This is a genomic window from Pedobacter agri PB92 (assembly GCF_000258495.1).
Taxonomy (GTDB): Bacteria; Bacteroidota; Bacteroidia; order Sphingobacteriales; family Sphingobacteriaceae; genus Pedobacter; species Pedobacter agri.
This window is the reverse complement of record NZ_AJLG01000098.1, coordinates 1-18526: the sequence shown is the minus strand read 5'-3', so window position 1 is coordinate 18526 and position 18526 is coordinate 1. Positions and strand designations below refer to the sequence as shown.

General features: G+C 38.7%; 16 protein-coding genes. 11 read left to right on the top strand and 5 right to left on the bottom strand.

Annotation, left to right across the window (positions count from 1 at the left end; all coding sequences use genetic code 11):
- Together ON09_RS14550 and ON09_RS14545 are read left to right on the top strand one after the other, a co-directional pair.
- On the top strand, positions 1-219 hold a 219-nt coding region (locus ON09_RS14550; RefSeq protein ID WP_010601798.1), incomplete at its 5' end, for a hypothetical protein.
- A 69-nt stretch (positions 220-288) separates the two neighbouring features.
- Positions 289-1620, top strand: coding sequence for a sigma-54-dependent transcriptional regulator (locus tag ON09_RS14545; protein ID WP_010601797.1), 1332 nt, complete (start codon positions 289-291; stop codon positions 1618-1620).
- A 52-nt stretch (positions 1621-1672) separates the two neighbouring features.
- Here ON09_RS14545 and ON09_RS14540 read toward each other — a convergent pair whose 3' ends face one another.
- Positions 1673-4150: a hybrid sensor histidine kinase/response regulator gene (locus tag ON09_RS14540; protein ID WP_010601796.1), complete on the bottom strand. Its 2478-nt coding sequence runs from the start codon at positions 4148-4150 to the stop codon at positions 1673-1675.
- Positions 4151-4518: 368 nt separating this feature from the next.
- Here ON09_RS14540 and ON09_RS14535 point away from each other — a divergent pair, with 368 nt between their 5' ends.
- The 6 genes from ON09_RS14535 (at position 4519) to ON09_RS14510 (ending at position 10709) form a co-directional block, all read left to right on the top strand.
- Entirely contained in the window at positions 4519-5463 is a 945-nt protein-coding gene (locus ON09_RS14535) for a stage II sporulation protein M (protein ID WP_010601795.1), read from the top strand.
- A gap of 1 nt (position 5464) precedes the next feature.
- Positions 5465-6349, top strand: a complete 885-nt coding sequence (locus ON09_RS14530) for a hypothetical protein (RefSeq protein WP_010601794.1) — start codon at positions 5465-5467, stop codon at positions 6347-6349.
- Between the two features lies 1 nt (position 6350).
- Positions 6351-7082 carry a DUF4129 domain-containing protein gene (locus ON09_RS24310; protein ID WP_010601793.1) on the top strand — a complete coding sequence of 244 codons (732 nt, stop codon included), beginning with the start codon at positions 6351-6353 and terminating at the stop codon, positions 7080-7082.
- Positions 7079-8269: a DUF4350 domain-containing protein gene (locus ON09_RS14520; RefSeq protein ID WP_010601792.1), complete on the top strand. Its 1191-nt coding sequence runs from the start codon at positions 7079-7081 to the stop codon at positions 8267-8269. Before ON09_RS24310 ends, ON09_RS14520 begins: the two co-directional genes overlap by 4 nt.
- A complete protein-coding gene (locus ON09_RS14515) occupies positions 8250-9227 on the top strand; it encodes an AAA family ATPase (protein ID WP_010601791.1) in 978 nt (325 codons plus the stop codon). The genes ON09_RS14520 and ON09_RS14515 overlap by 20 nt, the downstream gene beginning before the upstream one ends.
- A 135-nt stretch (positions 9228-9362) precedes the next feature.
- Positions 9363-10709 carry a DUF58 domain-containing protein gene (locus ON09_RS14510; protein ID WP_010601790.1) on the top strand — a complete coding sequence of 449 codons (1347 nt, stop codon included), beginning with the start codon at positions 9363-9365 and terminating at the stop codon, positions 10707-10709.
- 109 nt (positions 10710-10818) lie between these two features.
- On the opposite strand, the gene ON09_RS14505 is transcribed toward ON09_RS14510, so the two are convergent.
- Entirely contained in the window at positions 10819-11877 is a 1059-nt protein-coding gene (locus ON09_RS14505; RefSeq protein ID WP_029204358.1) for a nucleoid-associated protein, read from the bottom strand.
- Between the two features lie 218 nt (positions 11878-12095).
- Here ON09_RS14505 and ON09_RS14500 point away from each other — a divergent pair, with 218 nt between their 5' ends.
- Positions 12096-12497, top strand: a complete 402-nt coding sequence (locus tag ON09_RS14500) for a hypothetical protein (RefSeq protein WP_010601788.1) — start codon at positions 12096-12098, stop codon at positions 12495-12497.
- Here ON09_RS14500 and ON09_RS14495 read toward each other — a convergent pair.
- Complete coding sequence (locus tag ON09_RS14495; RefSeq protein ID WP_010601787.1) at positions 12487-13059, bottom strand: TlpA family protein disulfide reductase; 573 nt, start codon at positions 13057-13059, stop codon at positions 12487-12489. The genes ON09_RS14500 and ON09_RS14495 overlap by 11 nt on opposite strands.
- Before the next feature lie 79 nt (positions 13060-13138).
- A complete protein-coding gene (gene hutU, locus ON09_RS14490) occupies positions 13139-14809 on the bottom strand; it encodes a urocanate hydratase (protein WP_010601786.1) in 1671 nt (556 codons plus the stop codon).
- A gap of 63 nt (positions 14810-14872) precedes the next feature.
- Here hutU and ON09_RS14485 point away from each other — a divergent pair, with 63 nt between their 5' ends.
- Entirely contained in the window at positions 14873-15205 is a 333-nt protein-coding gene (locus ON09_RS14485; protein ID WP_010601785.1) for a hypothetical protein, read from the top strand.
- A gap of 117 nt (positions 15206-15322) precedes the next feature.
- Positions 15323-17641 carry a TonB-dependent receptor gene (locus ON09_RS14480; protein ID WP_010601784.1) on the top strand — a complete coding sequence of 773 codons (2319 nt, stop codon included), beginning with the start codon at positions 15323-15325 and terminating at the stop codon, positions 17639-17641.
- A 74-nt stretch (positions 17642-17715) separates the two neighbouring features.
- On the opposite strand, the gene ON09_RS14475 is transcribed toward ON09_RS14480, so the two are convergent.
- Positions 17716-18526 (bottom strand): oxidoreductase (locus ON09_RS14475; protein WP_010601783.1); only part of this gene is annotated, 811 nt, incomplete at its 5' end.

The window sequence follows — 18526 nt, the reverse complement described above, 5'->3', positions numbered from 1 at the left end:
GTTGCAGTTCAAGATAGTGCAGTAAAAACTCCAGTGAAATTGGAAGAATTACCTGAGCCAGTTACAACAGCATTAAAATCTGATGCTTATAAAGGTTGGACTGCAACCGAAGCCTGGTCGGTAAAAGAGGGCACAAAAGAATATTACCTTATCAATGTTAAAAAAGAAGCAGAAACAGGTTCTGTAAAAATTGATAAAGACGGTAAACCGGTTCAATAATCCCCAAATATTACATCTACCTAGTATAAGAAAAGCCAGTTTTTAACTGGCTTTTCTTATTTTTGTTGTATGGCGAAAATCCTGATTTTAGAAGACGATACAACATTTGCTCAATTACTTGAAGGTTTTTTAACTAAAAACGACCATGCGGTTACGCTCGTAACCCATATTAAGCAATCTTTTAAATTCATTGAAAGTGAAGCGTTTGATTTGTTTCTGATTGATTATCGCTTGCCCGACGGAATTGGTTTTGAGGTAATTACACATTCCAGAAATCTGGGGCTTTCTACGCCTATCATCATCATGACCAGTTTTAACGATGTTCGAACAGCAGTGAAATCCATGCAAATGGGAGCTTTTGATTATATCACAAAACCTGTAAATCCGGATGAACTTTTGATGGTGATTAAAAATTCACTCAGCAAAAAAGATCATAAAGAAATTAAAATTGAAGCAACAGATACCGATTTTATAAAAGGTAAAAGCGCTACGGCAGATAGGCTTTATGAACATATTGCTTTGGTTGCGCCAACAGATATGTCGGTTATTATACAGGGCGAAAGCGGAACAGGGAAGGAATTTGCGGCCAGAACCCTGCATCAACAAAGTAAACGGGCCGATAAACCTTTCGTTGCAATTGATTGCGGGGCGCTATCAAAAGATCTGGCAGCAAGTGAGTTGTTCGGGCATGTAAAGGGAGCTTTTACAGGTGCTTTAAATGATAAAAAGGGCCAGTTTGAAGCCGCAAACGGCGGAACATTGTTTTTAGATGAGGTCGGAAATTTAAGTTACGAAGTGCAAATTAAACTACTCCGAGCTTTGCAGGAAAGGGTAATCCAGCCTTTGGGCAGTGCCAAGCAAGTTGCTGTTGATGTCCGGATTGTCGCGGCGACCAATGATGATTTACTAAACAGTATTTCGGGTGGAGAATTTAGGGAAGACCTGTATCACCGTTTAAATGAATTTAAAATTCAATTGCCAGCTTTGCGAGATCGGGGCGGCGATTTGGAACTGTTTATCAACCACTTTATTACCTTATCAAACCGCGATTTAGATCGCAATGTAAAGAGCGTTTCTACCGAAGCAAAATCATTGTTGTTAAATTATGACTGGCCGGGTAACCTGCGTGAATTAAGCAATGTGATTAAAAGAATGGTTTTGCTAACACCTGGCGATGTAGCCCAGGTATCGGCTTTGCCTGATGAAATGATGATTTCGGTAAACCAGCAAACGCTACCCGGAAGTTCATCAGATTTAAAAGCGGTTAACGAACAAAACGAAAAGACGTTAATTGCCGAAACTTTGATTAAAGCAAAACATAATAAATCTAAAGCCGCCAAAATGCTAAACATTGACCGCAAAACGCTTTATGCGAAGATGGAGCGATACGGCATTGAATAATGTTATCATGCATTATCAACCTTTAGATTAGATGATAATGAGCAGGGGCAAATTATTTTTCCCCAATCGGTTCCATCTCCTCCATCACCTGAATTAAAGCGTCGAGTTTTTTCAATTGATTTAAAACTTCGTACTTAATTTCGGCAAGCAATCCTTTCTCGGCAATTTCAATTTCTAGTGTTCTGAAATCGTGGGCTAATGTTCTAGATCCCATTTGCGCAGTTCTACCTGCAAGGCGATGTACGATCAAGCGGCTTTTATCCTGATTACCTTCATCCAAATGTTTTTTTAACTCCGCAGCATCTTCGATACAGTCATGTTTAAATCTATTCAGGATTTTTTCGAGCATTTGCTGATCACCAAAAGTCATTTTTTCAATGGAAGAAAAATCGAATTCTGGTTGCGCTGATAAAATTTCAGTTTTTTCGAAAATAGAAAGGAGATCTGCAGCCTGGAATGGTTTCATAATTAAGCCGTCGAAACCTTCACTTAATACCATTTCACGTTCTTCTGGTAAAACCTGGGCTGTAATGGCATAAAATTTCACATTTGCAGGAAGTTTTTTCTTCAACAGATGGCAAAGTTCAATGCCGGTCATTTCGGGCAGGCGCATATCAACCAATACATACTTCAAATCCGCAACAGGGGTTTCATGTAAAATGTCTGCCACTTGATTAAAGGTTTTATAAGGAATTTTATTGCGCTCGAAAATCAATCCACATAAATCGAGAATAAGTTGGTCGTCATCAATTACCCAAACTGTTCCTGGGTTAACAATAGCATAATGGCTAAGATCAAGCGGGTCGATGATACGTTCTGATGTTTCCTGATAGGTTAGATAAATATTAAATGTAGTACCTTTTCCCGGTTTGCTTTTAACATGGATCCTTCCACCCTGTGCCTCAATGAGTGATTTCACGATGGGCAGGCCTAATCCGGTACCCGTTTGGTTAAGCACATATTGCTCAGGAGATTCAATTTGCTCAAATTCATTGAATATTCTGGTCATGTCTTTCTCTTCGAAACCAATGCCGGTATCTTTTATAGTGAAATGGAAATGGAGATTATCCATTTGTTTCTTGCAGGAAACATTTAAGTTAATTTCTCCCTTTAGAGTGAATTTGACAGCATTTCCTAATAAATTGAAAAGAATCTGCTTTAGCCGAAAAGCATCGCCTTTCACCACTTCTACATCACCCAAATCTAAATGAGTAACCAGTCGCAATGATTTTTTTTCCGCCAGCGGGCGAACAACCGCCGTAACTTCATCGAGAATTTTTCGCACACTAAAGGTTTGGTTATTGAAACTGAATTCGCCTGAAATGATGCGGTTGTAATCGAGTACCTCATTCACAATTTGCAATAAATGGATGGATGATTGATAGATGGCATCAATATCTTTTTTCTTAGGATGATCTTGTTGTGAAATCACCTCTGCATAGCCTAGAATAGACTGAAGCGGCGTTCTTATCTCATGGCTCATGTTCGATAAAAAACGCTGTTTGGCTTTTCCATGATATTCTGCTTCATCTTTTGCCAGCTCCAACTCCCGGCGATAGCGATTACTTTTGGTAATATCGGCCAGGATAAGGTAAAGCAAAATTACAGTTAACAGAAAGAAAGTGATGATGATGGCGGTGATTTGTGTAATGCCATCATTAACCACCTGCTTCGCCTGAATGCCATTTAAATCTACCTGTGCCACCGCCTGGCCTTCAACCTGTCTTAAAATCTGAAGGATTTGGTTGGTTAGTTTGTTGCTTGCACCAGAAAGTTCCGCTTCACGCCTGATGAATTTTTGACTTTTCTTTTTTTGTTCCAGTTCGATGTTTTTCAACGAACCTGTCATGCTTTTCATAATGCTGTCTTCCGCCTTAGCATTGAGGGTATCGCGTTTTACTTTAAATTCTTCATTGATAATCTTGTAAACATCGGCCTTCTTTTTTCCAAAGAGTTTACTTAAAAAACCTCTGGATTTTTCTTCTTCCTCTGGCGCAACAGTGGTGGTAGACGTAGTGGTTTCAGTAGTTAAAATCGCACTGTCGGTTTGCAAACTGCGTGATGCCACCAGCTCGTTCAGTTTTTTAACCTCATTAGAAAATGATTTTGTGTTTACCAAAGTTTCGCGGACCTGCAGGTAGGAAACAAACTGCTTATCGCGTTGAGCAAGCAGGTTAATAATAGATTTAATTCGACCCAGCTGTGCAGAATCTCCCTTGTATAATTTACGAAGTGAATCGAGGCTTACCCGCACTCTTCGCGATTCTTTCAGAAAATTATAATCTCCCTGTTTATTAAAAGCTTCGTCTCGCTGGAGTTGATCTAAACGGGCTATTTTATGCGATAAATCATTCACAAGCCGAAGCCTGTCATTAGGTGCCGAAATAACTTCAACCGTATTTAGCATTCTGGTAAACGCAAATTTGCTGATACCCCAGGCTAAAAGCAAAGCAAAGCAGGCAAATAGAAACCCGATAATTACTTTACTTTTTATTGCCCGAAAGAAACGCTTTTGTATTGCGGCTGCCATGAATGGGGAGATTTTATATCCTTATTAAACGAAAATTTTCGACGAATAGACACGTTTAGGTGAGTTATACAAATAATGTACCAATGAAGTTTTATTTTTTAGCGATATAAGATTGTAAATGGCGAGTTTGGATTGCCTGGTGCCATATGAGAAATTAATATTGCGATTTCAATCTGATCAGGAATTGTTATTATAACCGATTGATAACTCACTGAGTTTTTTGCCCGTCAATTATTGAGAAAAGCCTTTCATAGTCTCCAGTAGAAATAGCTTTGCAACGAAACTGTTATCAATTTCAGTATTAAGCTTAATTTTCCATATCCATAAAAATTTAACTATTTTAACCGAGGATTTGGTAACGTCTTTAAATGAGAGAAGCTTTATTTGTTAAAAAGAATACGGAAAAGTGGCAGCAGTACGATCGGATGCAGCAGGCAAATCCTGATGAAGTGGCCAATCAGTTTATAGAAATTACCAATGACCTAGCTTACGCGAAAACTTTTTATCCGAAATCAAACACTACCGCTTATTTAAACGGACTGGCTTCCAAACTGCATCAATCTGTTTATAAAAACAAAAAAGAAAAATCTAACCGTTTTGTTCACTTCTGGAAATGCGAACTCCCGCTTCTGTTTCTCGAACACCGTAAGCAAGTTATTTATGCCTTGCTATTTTTTATCCTATCATGCGCAATAGGCGCAATATCTGCTAAATATGATGATACATTTGTGCGCCTGATTATGGGTGACGCGTATGTAAACATGACCAATGAAAATATTGCCAAAGGCGATCCATTTGGAGTTTATAAACAATCGAACGAATTTGTAATGTTTATCCAGATTGGACTAAATAATATTTACGTCGCCTTGTATACATTCGTTTTAGGGATTATTTTTTCCTTTGGATCTATCGTTTCGCTTTTTAGAAACGGCATCATGCTGGGTTCTTTTCAATACTTTTTTTTTAGTAAGGGCTTAGGCATACAGTCTGTTTTGGTGATATGGATCCACGGAACACTTGAAATTTCGGCCATTGTATTGGCAGGCGCAGCCGGACTTGTTTTAGGGAACAGTTTTTTATTTCCAAAAACCTATACCCGTATGGAATCGGTTATTAAGGGAGCGAAAGATGGTATCAAAATAGTTTTAGGATTGGTGCCCATATTTATTGTCGCAGCATTTTTCGAAAGTTTCATTACCCGCCACACTGAAATGCCATTGTTCTTAAGTATAGCTATTTTGGCCATATCTGCTGCATTTATCATTTGGTACGTATTCATCTACCCCGTAAAAATTATCAAGAAGCTAAATTAACATGATAGGAAAAATTGAATTTAAAAAACGTAGAGATTTCGGCCAGGTAATTAATGACACATTTACTTTTATGCGTCAGAATTTCAAGGCTTTAATAAAAACTTATTTTACATTTTGTGGTCTTTTTGTATTGGCCAGCATGTCTTCCATGCTGGTTTATCAGTATAAAATGGTCAATATTATCAATACCATAGGCAATGGAAGAACAGCCAGAGGTTTCGGCTTTGGCAGCATTTACGGGCTCGAATATTTTCTTTCTCTACTTTTTTCGCTGGCAACCTATGCCAGCATGACGGTGGCAATCTTATCATTTATCTCGCTTTATGTTCAAAAAGGGAATCAGGCACCAACTACCGAAGAAGTTTGGGGTTATTTCAAGTATTACTTTTTCAGGGTTTTTGGTAGTGCGATTGTCTTAATCCTGATGTTGATCGTCGCATTTATCTTTTGTCTGGTTCCGGGGTTTTACTTATTTCCATTTGTTGCCATGATGTTTCCAATAATGGTAATTGAAAATGGCACATTCGGCTATTCTTTTAGCAGAAGTTTTAAAATGATTCAGGAAAACTTTTGGGTAACTTTCGGCACTTTAATCGTTGTGTGGATTATTGTTTATGCCTGTATGAGCATGGTGGTTTTGCCAACCACATTGTTTAGTATGATTGGCATGTTTACCAGTAAAACGCCACACATGTCATTACCGTTAAGTATGGCTACAACAGTTTTGCAATCGCTTTGCCAGGTATTTACCATTATACCAATTATTACCATTTCACTTTCTTACTTCAATTTGCTGGAGCAAAAAGAAAACACCGGCTTAATGGAACGCATCACCAACTTCGGGAGCACAGAAAAACCAATTGATACGCGACCAGAGGAATATTAAAATGCACAAACTCTTTTTTAGATATGCTTTAGTAATCCTGCTGTTTTTTCTTTCGGCAAATGCTTATACCAAAATTGTGGTACAGCCTAAACAAGAAAAGCCTGTTGTGCAAACAGACAGCAGCAAGCTTGTGCCCGCAAAGTTTGATAAAGAAGCCATCAGTAACTATAAAGATCAAAAGGAGTTTCAATATGATGAACTTCAGGTCGGGCAACTTTCGCTTTGGGATCGGTTCTGGATGTGGTTTTGGAACACCATAATGAAATTGTTTGCCAGTGCGGCATCCAACACGGTTTCAAGATACTTCTTTATTGGCTTGGGTGTTGCTTTGCTTCTATATTTCATCTTCAAAGCAATTGGTACTGAAAATATCTTTAGCAAAAAATCGAAAGAAGCGGCTTTACCTTATGACATCATTTCGGAGAACATTCACGAAATTGATTTTGAAACCGAACTGCAGCGTTTAATTGCAGCGCAGAAATACCGGCTGGCTGTACGATTGCTTTATTTGCAAGCTTTGAAAAAGCTGAGCGATGCAGAAATTATATATTGGCAGCCTGATAAAACGAACTATAACTATTTAACAGAAATCACCAGGCCAGAATTAAAAGATGATTTTAGCAGGCTTACGCTTCAGTTTGATTATATCTGGTATGGCGATTTTCCTGTTGATGAACATAAATTCGAACCGATTAACCAATCATTTAACCAGTTTAACAACAAAATTAAATGAGAGGGTTTAAAATTTACTTCGGTTTAGGGGTTGTTCTGATATTGGTTTACCTTGTGGCACAATACAATAAGCCTACCCCAACCAATTGGGCGCCAACTTATTTATCATCTGATAAAATTCCTTATGGTACGTTTATTTTACATGATAGGATAAAAGATATTTTGCCGCAGGCAACAAAAATCGATTCGAGAAGAGCTGTTTATAACACCCTAAAGGACAAAAACTTTAGTCACACAACCTATTTCATTGTTGCGCAAAAGGTAGATGTTTCCAAAACGGATTTTGAGCAAATGAAGAAATTCATGCAGGCTGGGAATACGATATTTATTGCCAGTTACGACTTTGGGAAACTGGAGAAAGAACTCAAAATTGCCACGTCAACAACGATGTCAGCCGATCGCCCTTCGCTTAACTTTACCAATCCTAATTTAAAAACTGATGCCAATTATGGTTTTGAGCGTGGGATAGGTACACAGTTTTTTAGCAAAATCGAGTATAAAAAGGCAATTATTTTAGGCATTAATAATGTACAGAAACCAAATTTTGTTAAATACAATTATGGAAAAGGTGCGCTTTATTTAATTGCAGAACCTGGTTTTTATACCAACTTTAACCTGTTAGATAAATATGGCGCTGAATACGCAGCTAAAACGCTCAGCTACGTTCAAAATAGTAAACAAATTATTTTTGATGGTTATTTCTCTGCTCAGAAAAAAGATAGCACAGATGTTTTAAGAGTATTTTTTAAGCATCCCGAACTTAAATGGGCTTATTATCTTGCCATTTTTAGTCTGATTATTTTTGTGCTGTATGAAATTAAACGCAGGCAACGCATTATTCCGGTTGCCGATCCACTTAAAAATTCGTCTGTAGAATTTGCCAATGTAGTGGGAAGTGTATATTATCACGAAAGGAATAATTTAGATATCGCCAAAAAGCAAATCAATTATTTTTTGGAATATCTCCGAAGCAGATACTATATCAAAACCAATGAAATTGGTGCTGATTTTGCAACGCTATTAATGGAAAAAACTGGTATTAACGAACCCTCTGCAAAAACACTGACCAGATATTTTACGCAGATACCAACAATGAGTGAATTGAGCGATCATGAGCTCATCAACTTAAATCAAAGCATAGAAAATTTTTATCATAACACACAGGCCCATGGAGCAAGAACAATTTAATCAGCGTACAGATTTAAGTGCTTTAACCGAAGCAGTAGATCAAATTCGAAATGTACTTGGGAATATCATAGTCGGACAAAAACAGGTTATTGATTTTTTAATTGTGGGTTTGCTTGCCGACGGCCACATCCTGATTGAGGGGGTACCCGGCGTAGCCAAAACACTTAGCGCAAAACTACTGGCGAAATCTATTGATGCCCAGTTTTCAAGAGTTCAGTTTACGCCAGATTTGATGCCTTCCGATGTTTTAGGAACACCAATTTTTAATACAAAAACCGGCGATTTCGAATTTAGAAAAGGACCAATTTTTGGGAACATCATTTTAGTGGATGAAATAAACCGGGCCCCGGCCAAAACCCAATCTGCATTGTTTGAAGTGATGGAAGAGCGACAGGTAACCATTGATGGAGAAACTTACGTCATGGATGAGCCTTTTATGGTGTTGGCTACGCAAAACCCGATTGAACAAGAAGGAACTTATCGATTGCCAGAAGCACAGCTGGATAGGTTTTTATTCAAAATTGAAGTCAAATATCCATCTTTAGAAGAAGAAACCGCTATTTTATTGGCGCAACATGGTTTAGTAAATAAAACTTTAGCCAGCGATGTTAAACCTGTTCTATCAGTGCAGCAGATTCAATCAGCCAGGGCGATAATCCGCAATTTGTTTGTAGAGCCGAAGCTGTTGGAATACATTGCGAAAATTGTAAATGAAACACGCAACAATGCATCGCTTTATCTGGGTGCATCACCAAGGGCATCATTGGCTATTGTGCATAGCGCCAAAGCATTGGCAGCCATCCAAAACCGGGATTTTGTAACACCAGAAGATATCATTACCGTTGCTATACCGGTTTTAGCACACCGAATTTTATTATCTCCTGAAAAAGAAATGGAAGGTTTAACTACCAGTGACATCGTTCATCAGATTATTAAAAAAATAGAGGTACCAAGGTAGATCATTGGCAGTTTAAAGTTAGCAGTTTTCAGTTGGCAGTTTTCAATTGACAATTTGGAAAATTTACCACCTAACAATTAACCAATTCCTACAATTGAACAATTAAACAATTAACCATTTCTAACAATTAACCATTTGAAAAAATTCTTTCAGCAATATTACATCAATCTATTTCTCAAGGATCGGTTTTTTGCCGCCCTGGGGTTTTGTGTTGTGCTTTTTCTACTGAAATTTTTCTTCACCTGGCTTGGCGACATTCCCGAAATTGCTACAGTTGTGGTGTTCATCCTGTTATTTGTTGATATTTTTATTCTTTACCGGATTCCAAAGGGAATCGATGCGCAACGGTTTACTTCAAAACGGTTGAGCAATGGCGATGAAAATCCCATTCAAATTGAAATTAAAAACAGGTATGGCTTTGGCGTAAACGTAAGGGTTATTGATGAAGTTCCTTACCAGTTCCAGTTGAGGGATAAGGATTTTCGGCTGAGTTTGAAATCAGCTGAAGTAAAATCCATCCATTATAACTTGCGGCCAACCAAACGTGGTGAATACGAATTCGGATTCATCAGGGCGTATATTGGGTCGCCGCTGGGTTTCATCAGCCGGCGCTACAATTTCGATGGGGCCAAAGTTCTCCCGGTTTATCCTTCATTCATTAATCTTGGTCAATACGAATTAATGGCCGTTTCCAGGCATTTAACAGAAATGGGCATCAAGCGGATTAGAAAAATCGGAAACAGCAGCGAATTCGATCAGATCAAAAATTATGTTGGAGGAGACGATATTCGTACCATTAACTGGAAAGCCACTGCCAGAAAAGGCGGTTTAATGGTAAATAATTATACTGACGAGAAATCACAAAACATCTATTGCATTATCGATAAATCGAGGGTAATGCGGATGCCATTTGGAGGGCTAAGCTTATTGGATTATGCCATTAATGCAACGGTGGCGCTAACCAAAGTAGCCATGCTGAAAGAGGATAAGGCAGGTTTGATTACTATTTCTGAAACGATTGGCTCAATCGTTCCGGCCGACCGTAAATCTGCTCAACTTGGTAATATCATGAACGTGCTTTATAAAGAAAAAACAAGGTATCTGGAAAGCAATCTGGAAGCTTTGTATAGTAGTGTCCGTGCAGTTGTTAAACAGCGTGGCTTATTAGTTTTCTTTACCAATTTCGAAAGTTTATCGGCCTTGGAGCGGCAACTGCCATACCTGCAGCGACTTTCGAAATATCATTTATTACTGGTAGTATTTTTTGAGAACACAGAATTGAAAACCCTTAGCCATGCGCCCGCGAAAGATATAGAAGGCATTTATCATAAAACCATCGCAGAAAAATTTATTTACGAAAAGAAATTAATGGTTAAAGCCCTAAATAAACATGGCATTTTATCCATATTGACATCGCCTCAAAATTTAACACTAAATGTGATCAACAGATATCTGGCTTTAAAAGCACAACAGCGGATTTGATTGGTTTTTGAGCGTTTGGTTAAATGTCTAATTGTTTAAGTGTGAATCGTTCCTTGAAAACGGCCAATTACCAACTGAAAACTGAAAATCGAAAACTTCCAACTGAAAACTATTCCTCTTCCCTAAAGTACACTTTGTAAAAGTTCATCGATTTATCGTCGTCATAACCCTTTTCAATCATGTCTTTGTTGCCATGAATATAGATGTGAAAGTTTTTATCCAGTTTTAAAACACTTTTATAAGCTCTGGCCTGTTTTTTTACTGCCGATTCTGCAATTTCGAAATGATCAGCAATAGGGCTTTCAAATTCCTCTTCGTAGCTTTTCTTGTAATTTTTAAAAGATTCAATTCCTTCTGCATTACCGATTACCTCATTGCCGAATTCTTCAATATCGAAGGTTTCCTTCTCTTTAAAATATTTCATTGAGCGGTTTAACAGATCAATTTTATCCGCTTTGCTGATTTCGTAATCGTCATCCAGTTTCTGTGTTACAAAGTTTTTGTAAACACCTAAAACGTTATTGGTTTGGTTGTAGCTATCATTTCTAATCTTCAGTTTTAAAAATTCATCCTTCCAGTAAACGGCAGATTCATTACTGCTTTTGGCCTGATCGAGTACTACTACTTTGTAACCTTCTTCTTTATCAGTATTAAAAATCAAGCAACCTTTATCTAGCTTATTGATACTTATGGCATCTTGCTCATAGCTCATATTAAAGCCGTCATCCTTTGGGAAAACTTTCAGGTAAGTATCTTTTGTTTCGGATTTGAAAATGCCAATTACATCCAACTGCTCCCCTTCAATTTGCACTTTTTCAAAATACGCTACATACAGTTCTCCCGATTTTATCTTCGGATGATTGGCCACATCATATAAGTATTTAGCCAGTTGCTGCGAATCTTCGTGAAAAAGCTCATTGTTTTCAAAAATTTCATGCGCAAAATGATAAACCTCATTCAAATTCAGGTTGTCGTTCGGATGAAAAAAACGATACACCTCATTTACTTTTTCGAAAGGCTTAAGGAAATATTGCATTAACAAATGGCCCAACACCTCATCATCAATATTTAATGGTGCATCAGATAATTTGTAATACTCCTCTACCAATTTGTTTCCGGTATGATGGATAGAAAGTTGCTTTAAGTTTGCCTCGAAAAATGAAATCATGGCGGCAAAAGTAAGTAAATAATCAGCGATGTTTAACCAAATTAAATATCTTTTGTAAATCAAAAACAGTAGTCGATAGGTTAAAATAGTCCTGCTGTTTGCTGTAGCTCCGATAGAAAAAATCGGAGGCTGTCGCGTCCATCAGATTTATAAAATCTGCTAATGCCTGTAGGGAAACCGGGCAAATTGCCTAACTTAACGTATAAATTTTTCAATAGATGAGAGTGATATTAACCACTGTATTGTTAACAATAAGCAGTTATGCCTTTAGCCAAAAAGCGTTTGAATTTGCATATTATTATGGCAAAACCAAAAATTTTGAGATTAAATTATCCTTAGCTGATGGTTACATTTTAGGCAGCGAAATTATCAAAACCGACATCAAAACAGGAAAGAAGGTAAAGTATTTCCCGAATGAAGTTCCAGGTAAAAATGGTCACAGCCTTGTGTTTTTGCCAGACAGTAATGACAAAACCATTAGAATAAGAAAGCGTGATAATATTATCCTTCGCAATATAAAAGAGGACTATGAAAATCTGCCTGGTAAAATTTATGGGATTTATGGCATTGATTTAAAAACATACAGCTTTAACCTACGTCACCAATCCGCTAATCACTAACTATCAGTTTATTTAAAAAATCGACAATCTTTTTATCGGCATAATTTGCAATTCCTTCATGCCTAAATGATAACCTTCCTTGTTTATCGAAAATAACGGTTGTAGGTAAAGCGCCTGAAAAAATTTGATCGGGAACGCTACTCGTCACCTTAAATACAGGCATTTGATACTTCCGGTTCGCCATAAATTTTACCGACTTTTCTAGATCGCCATCTGCATCGGCAAAAATAAATACTACATTTTTATCATCCTTAAACTGGGTATATAATTTATTAATTGAGGGCATTTCTGCCCGGCAGGGTGGACACCAGGTGGCCCAAAAATTCAGGAAGATCACTTTACCTTTTAACGCTCCTAAATCAACATTTTTTCCGTTGATATCCTGAAACCTGATCCCGCCCAAATCCATTGCTGTTTTACTGGGCTGATTGACAGAAGGTGAATAAAGTCCAATTTCCATCAGGCCTCTGATCAACAAAGCTTTTGCATCGGGTACAAAAACAATAATCAAAAGAAAAGCAACGAAAAGGGCATTGAATATGTTTTTTCTTATAAATTTCATTCTCTTTTAATTTTCGTCATTGCGAAACACGAAGCGACCTCTCCAGGCAGATTGCTTCGTGCCTCACAATGACGATATCTTATAACTTCAATCCCAACCTAAATTTTCTGGCGGTATCTTGTGCGATATCATAACCTGCATCGGCATGGCGGATTACCCCCAAAGCCGGGTCGTTATGTAAAACTCTTTTTAATCTCGCTTCGGCTTCAGCGGTTCCATCGGCAACAATTACCATACCGGCGTGAATGGAATAGCCAATACCCACACCGCCGCCATGATGTAATGATACCCAGCTTGCGCCGCCAGCGGTATTCATCAACGCATTTAAAACAGGCCAGTCTGCCACCGCGTCTGAGCCATCGAGCATCGCTTCAGTTTCCCGGTTTGGTGAAGCTACCGAGCCTGTATCCAAATGATCGCGTCCAATTACAATGGGTGCTTTAACTTTACCCTCAGCAACCAGTTTGTTAAAAGCTACGCCTGCTTTTTCGCGTTCTCCCTGGCCCAGCCAACAGATCCGGGCTGGTAAACCCTGAAATGCAATTCGCTCTTGAGCCATTTTAATCCAGCGTTGCAAACTTTCGTTTTCGGGAAATAGTTCTAAAATCAGCTTATCAGTTTCAAAAATATCCTGAGGGTCGCCACTCAAAGCTGCCCATCTGAATGGACCTTTACCCTCGCAAAATAACGGACGGATATAAGCAGGCACAAAACCAGGGAAATCAAAAGCATTTTCTACACCAGCCTCTACGGCTCTTCCTCGTAAATTATTGCCATAGTCGAATGTAATGGCACCACGTTTTTGTAACTCAAGCATTTGCTTCACATGCTTTGCCATGGTGGCGTACGCTTGTTTTATATACTCTTCGGCGTTATGCTGCCTTAATTCGGCTGCTTCGGCTACAGTCAATCCTTCAGGAAAATAACCAATTAACGGATCGTGAGCAGACGTTTGATCAGTTAACGTATCAGGAACAATATTTCGCTCGATTAATCTTTGCAATAGCTCAACAGCATTGCATACCACACCAATAGAAATCGCTTTGCCTTCATTTTTGTAAGTTACAGCTTGGTCTATTGCTTCGTCAATATCATAACTGATTTCATCAATGTAGCGGGTTTCCAGGCGTTTTTTGATGCGCCATTCTTCCACTTCTGCAGCTAAGCAGACACCTTCGTTCATGGTAATGGCCAAAGGCTGCGCACCACCCATCCCACCTAAACCAGCGGTGACGTTTAATTTTCCTTTCAAACTTGAGCCGAAATGCTTTTTTGCCAGGGCTGCATAGGTTTCATAAGTACCTTGTACAATACCTTGCGAACCAATGTAAATCCAGGAGCCGGCAGTCATCTGACCATACATCATTAGTCCTTTATCTTCTAATTCATCAAAATGTTTTTGCGTTGCCCATCTGGGAACTAACTGCGAATTGGAGATTAAAACCCTTGGTGCGTCAGCATGAGTAGGTAAAACGGCAACTGGCTTTCCTGATTGGATCAATAAGGTTTCATCATTTTCCAAGTCTCTCAAAGCTTTTATAATCAAACTTAATGATGCTTTATTTCTAGCCGCTTTCCCTCGCCCGCCGTAAACAATTAAATCTTCAGGGCATTCTGCTACTTCGGGATCAAGATTATTTAAAAGCATGCGTAATGCCGCTTCCTGAATCCATCCCTTGCAATTTAATTCAGTTCCGTTTGGGGTTTGTTTTTGGCTTAAGTTTAAACCATTGGTTAGATTTTGGCTCATAGATAAAAGCAATGTTACTTTCCAAAGATATAGAATTGAACAACATTTGCTACTTTTGACACATTGAAAAAGCATAGGCAAAACATCAGAAAATATTTATCGGCATTTATGCTGATTGTGTTTGCTATTGCCTTAACACCCTGGAGTGTGCTTCATCACCACCAGGAAATACCAATACCCAAAAAAGAAATTCACTGCCATCACGTTAGTCACGTACAGTCGCATGGCGATACCTGTTTAATCTGTAGTGCAAGTTTTGAAAAAGACTATGTGCAGGTTCATCACATATATAGAATATTTCTTTCTGCCAAACTCATCAGCCCGAAGCAACCCATCTTAAAAAGTTCTTATGTTGAGCTTTTAAGCACTGGTTTGCGTGGTCCTCCTATGGTTTAGTTTTTTCAGACTTATTGTCCGTTTACCGGAAAACCAATTATTTTATTTGTCAGATCTGAAACAAGGCTTTTAAGCTTCTGTTTTGTCGTTCGACATCATTTCTATTTATTATAAATCATGAAAAAATTACAGCTTATTGGCTTAGTAATTCTATATACATTATTGAGCAGTACGGCTTTTGCATCTGCTTTTAAAGATATTAAAGGTAAAGTTACCGATGCGAGTAACAGCCAGACTTTGCCTGGTGCAAGCATTTACATTCCCGATTTAAAAGTTTCTGCGGTAACCAATAACGACGGAGAATTTACCCTAAACAATCTTCCTGCAAAAGGAAGTTACCTGGTGGAAGTACATTACATCGGTTATAAAACAGCAACAAAAATCGTTAACTTTTCAAGCACAGTAACGCTGGAATTTGCCTTGCAGCCTACAGCCATTGAAACTAAAGAAATTGTAATTACAGGCAGTTTAATCAGCAGTACCAGCAAGCGAAACAGCGCCTCATCTGCAGTGATTGGGAAAGATCAATTGTTGCAACCCTCTACCAATTTGATTGATGCATTGACCAGGGTGCCTGGTGTTTCGCAAATTACAACAGGACCGTCCATTTCAAAACCAGTCATTCGCGGCTTGGGTTATAACCGAATTGTAACTTTAGATGATGGAATTAAACAACAGGGACAGCAATGGGGCGATGAACATGGGATAGAAATTGATCAGTTTAAATCAGATCGGATTGAGATCTTACGTGGCGCAGCCTCATTAATGTATGGTTCTGATGCTTTGGGTGGAGTAATTAACATTCTGGAGCCGAGCACTGCTCCCGAAGGGCAGGTAAAAGGAGAGTTTATTACCAATTACGCTACCAACAATGGCTTAACGGCAAATTCATTAATGTTGAATGGAAATCAAAACGGTTTTGTATGGAGAGCTCGCGGTACCTATAAAAATGCTTATTCATTTAAAACACCTACAGGTTACTTTCCAAATTCGGGCTTTAATGAAACTGATTTGAGTGGAATGATTGGCTTGAACAAAAGCTGGGGTTATACTCATTTGAACGTGTCGAGTTTCCGTAACAATATTGGGTTTTACGAACCTGCTTTAGATGATAATGGAAATTTCCTTAAAGAAAGCGGTGAAGCATTCCTTAAACAGGATTTCAAAAATCGTGAACTGGATTTTCCACGTCAGGATATTCGCCATTTCAAAATTGCCCTGAATAACAACTTTATTTTGGGCAATGGCAATTTAAAAGCGGATTTTGGATACCAGCAGAACCAGCGCAGGGAGCTCGAAGAAAGTACAGAACCAGCTTTGTTCTTCGATCTTAAAACGTACACTGCTGATTTAAAATATTATATCCATGAAATCAATGGCTGGCAGCCTGTTTTTGGATTAAGTGCCGATGCAGGCAATAGTGAGAATAAAGCAGATGATGAGTTTTTAATTCCAGACTACAATACTTATGGAATCGGTGTTTTTGCCTTTGCTAAAAAGAACTGGGAAAACAGTACGTTTAGCATAGGAGCCCGTTACGATTATCGTAAAAATGATGGGAAACAACTTATTAAAGATGGTGAAGAGATTTTTGCACCCTTCCAAAACAAGTTTTCAAACGTAAGTGGTGCACTGGGTTTTACTCATCAGTTTAATGAAGAATGGAACTTTAAAGCCAATGCAGGTTCTGCATTTCGTGCGCCTAATCCGGCAGAATTGGCTTCCAATGGAGTACATGAGGGAACGTTCAGGTATGAAATTGGCAATTCGGATTTGAGCCCGGAAAGGAGTTACCAAGTTGATGCTGCTTTAGAATACGAAGGTAAAGTGGTAAGCGCAAGTGCAAGCATCTACAATAACTATGTGCACAATTTTATTTATGCTTCAAACAATGGAGAAATCATCAACGCTGAGGGCGACGATTATCCGGTTTATCGTTATGGCCAGGTAAACGCTAACCTTTACGGAGCTGAAGCTACTTTAACCATCCATCCGGTTCCTTTTATTCACTTCGAAAATACTTTTGGGTATGTTCATGCGCAAAACACCTCATTAAATAAGCCTCTAGCATTCATTCCAGCGGGAACCTTGCGCAACGAATTGCGTTTCGAACCAAAACTTAAAGGAACAAACGATGCCTATTTATCAGTCGGAATAAATTCGGCCTTTAAGCAAAGCCGGGTTGATGACGTTTTTGAAACACCAACCAGCGGATATACTTTGCTAAATGCTGGTATTGGTGCAACTTTCAACTTAGGCAAACAGCCGGTGAAGTTATCTGTTTCGGCAAACAACGTATTAAACCAGAAATATTATGATGCTTTAAGCAGGTATAAGCCTGGTCGTTTGGATTACGAAAATCCAAATTTTGGAATTTATAATGTTGGAAGAAATATCACTTTCGGCTTATATGTTCCCTTTACTCTTGTGAAATAACGAGGAAAATCCCCCTATCTACAAAAAGCCTCCTGAAAATAATTTTCAGGAGGCTTTTTGTTTAAATGATAAATCTATTTTTTAAAAGTTTCTCTTTTTGCCCTTACATATTGATTAGGCCATTCGATATCATCGCCTAAAATTTGAGCAGCATGTGTAGGGAAATAGGCATCGCGTAAAGATTCTCGAGCGATGAAGATCAAATCTGCCTTATCTTCCTGTAAAATATCTTCGGCCTGTTGCGCATCAACGATTACGCCAACTGCTCCTGTGTAAATACCAATTTCATTTCTGATTTTATCGGCGAAAGGAACCTGATAATTGGGACCGGCAGGAATAAAGGCATCCGGTACATTTCCACCAGAGGAGGTATCAATTAAATCAACGCCTCTATCTTTTAAAACCGCCGCCAACTGAAGGGAATCATTTTCATTCCAGCCATCCGCTGTCCAGTCTGTTGCAGAAATACGCACAAAAACAGGTAAGTTTTCTGGCCAAACCGATTGAACGGCTTCCACAACGTCAATTACCAAACGAATGCGGTTTTCGAAACTGCCACCATAAACATCGCTGCGGTTGTTGCTCAGCGGACTAAAAAACTCGTGCAATAAATAACCATGAGCAGCATGCACTTCAATTACCTTATAGCCTGCATCTAAAGCTCGTTTTGCAGCAGCTCTAAAAGCAAAAACAATATCCTGAATCTCCGATATACTTAATTCATGAGGTGCAACCTGTTCTTTTTTAAAAGGTATCGGTGACGGGCCAACGGTTTGCCAGCTATTTTCGCCTTCGGTGAGCTGTTCTCCGCCATTCCATGGCAGGTCGCAACTTGCTTTTCTGCCAGCATGCGCCAATTGAATACCAGCAATGGCACCATTTTCG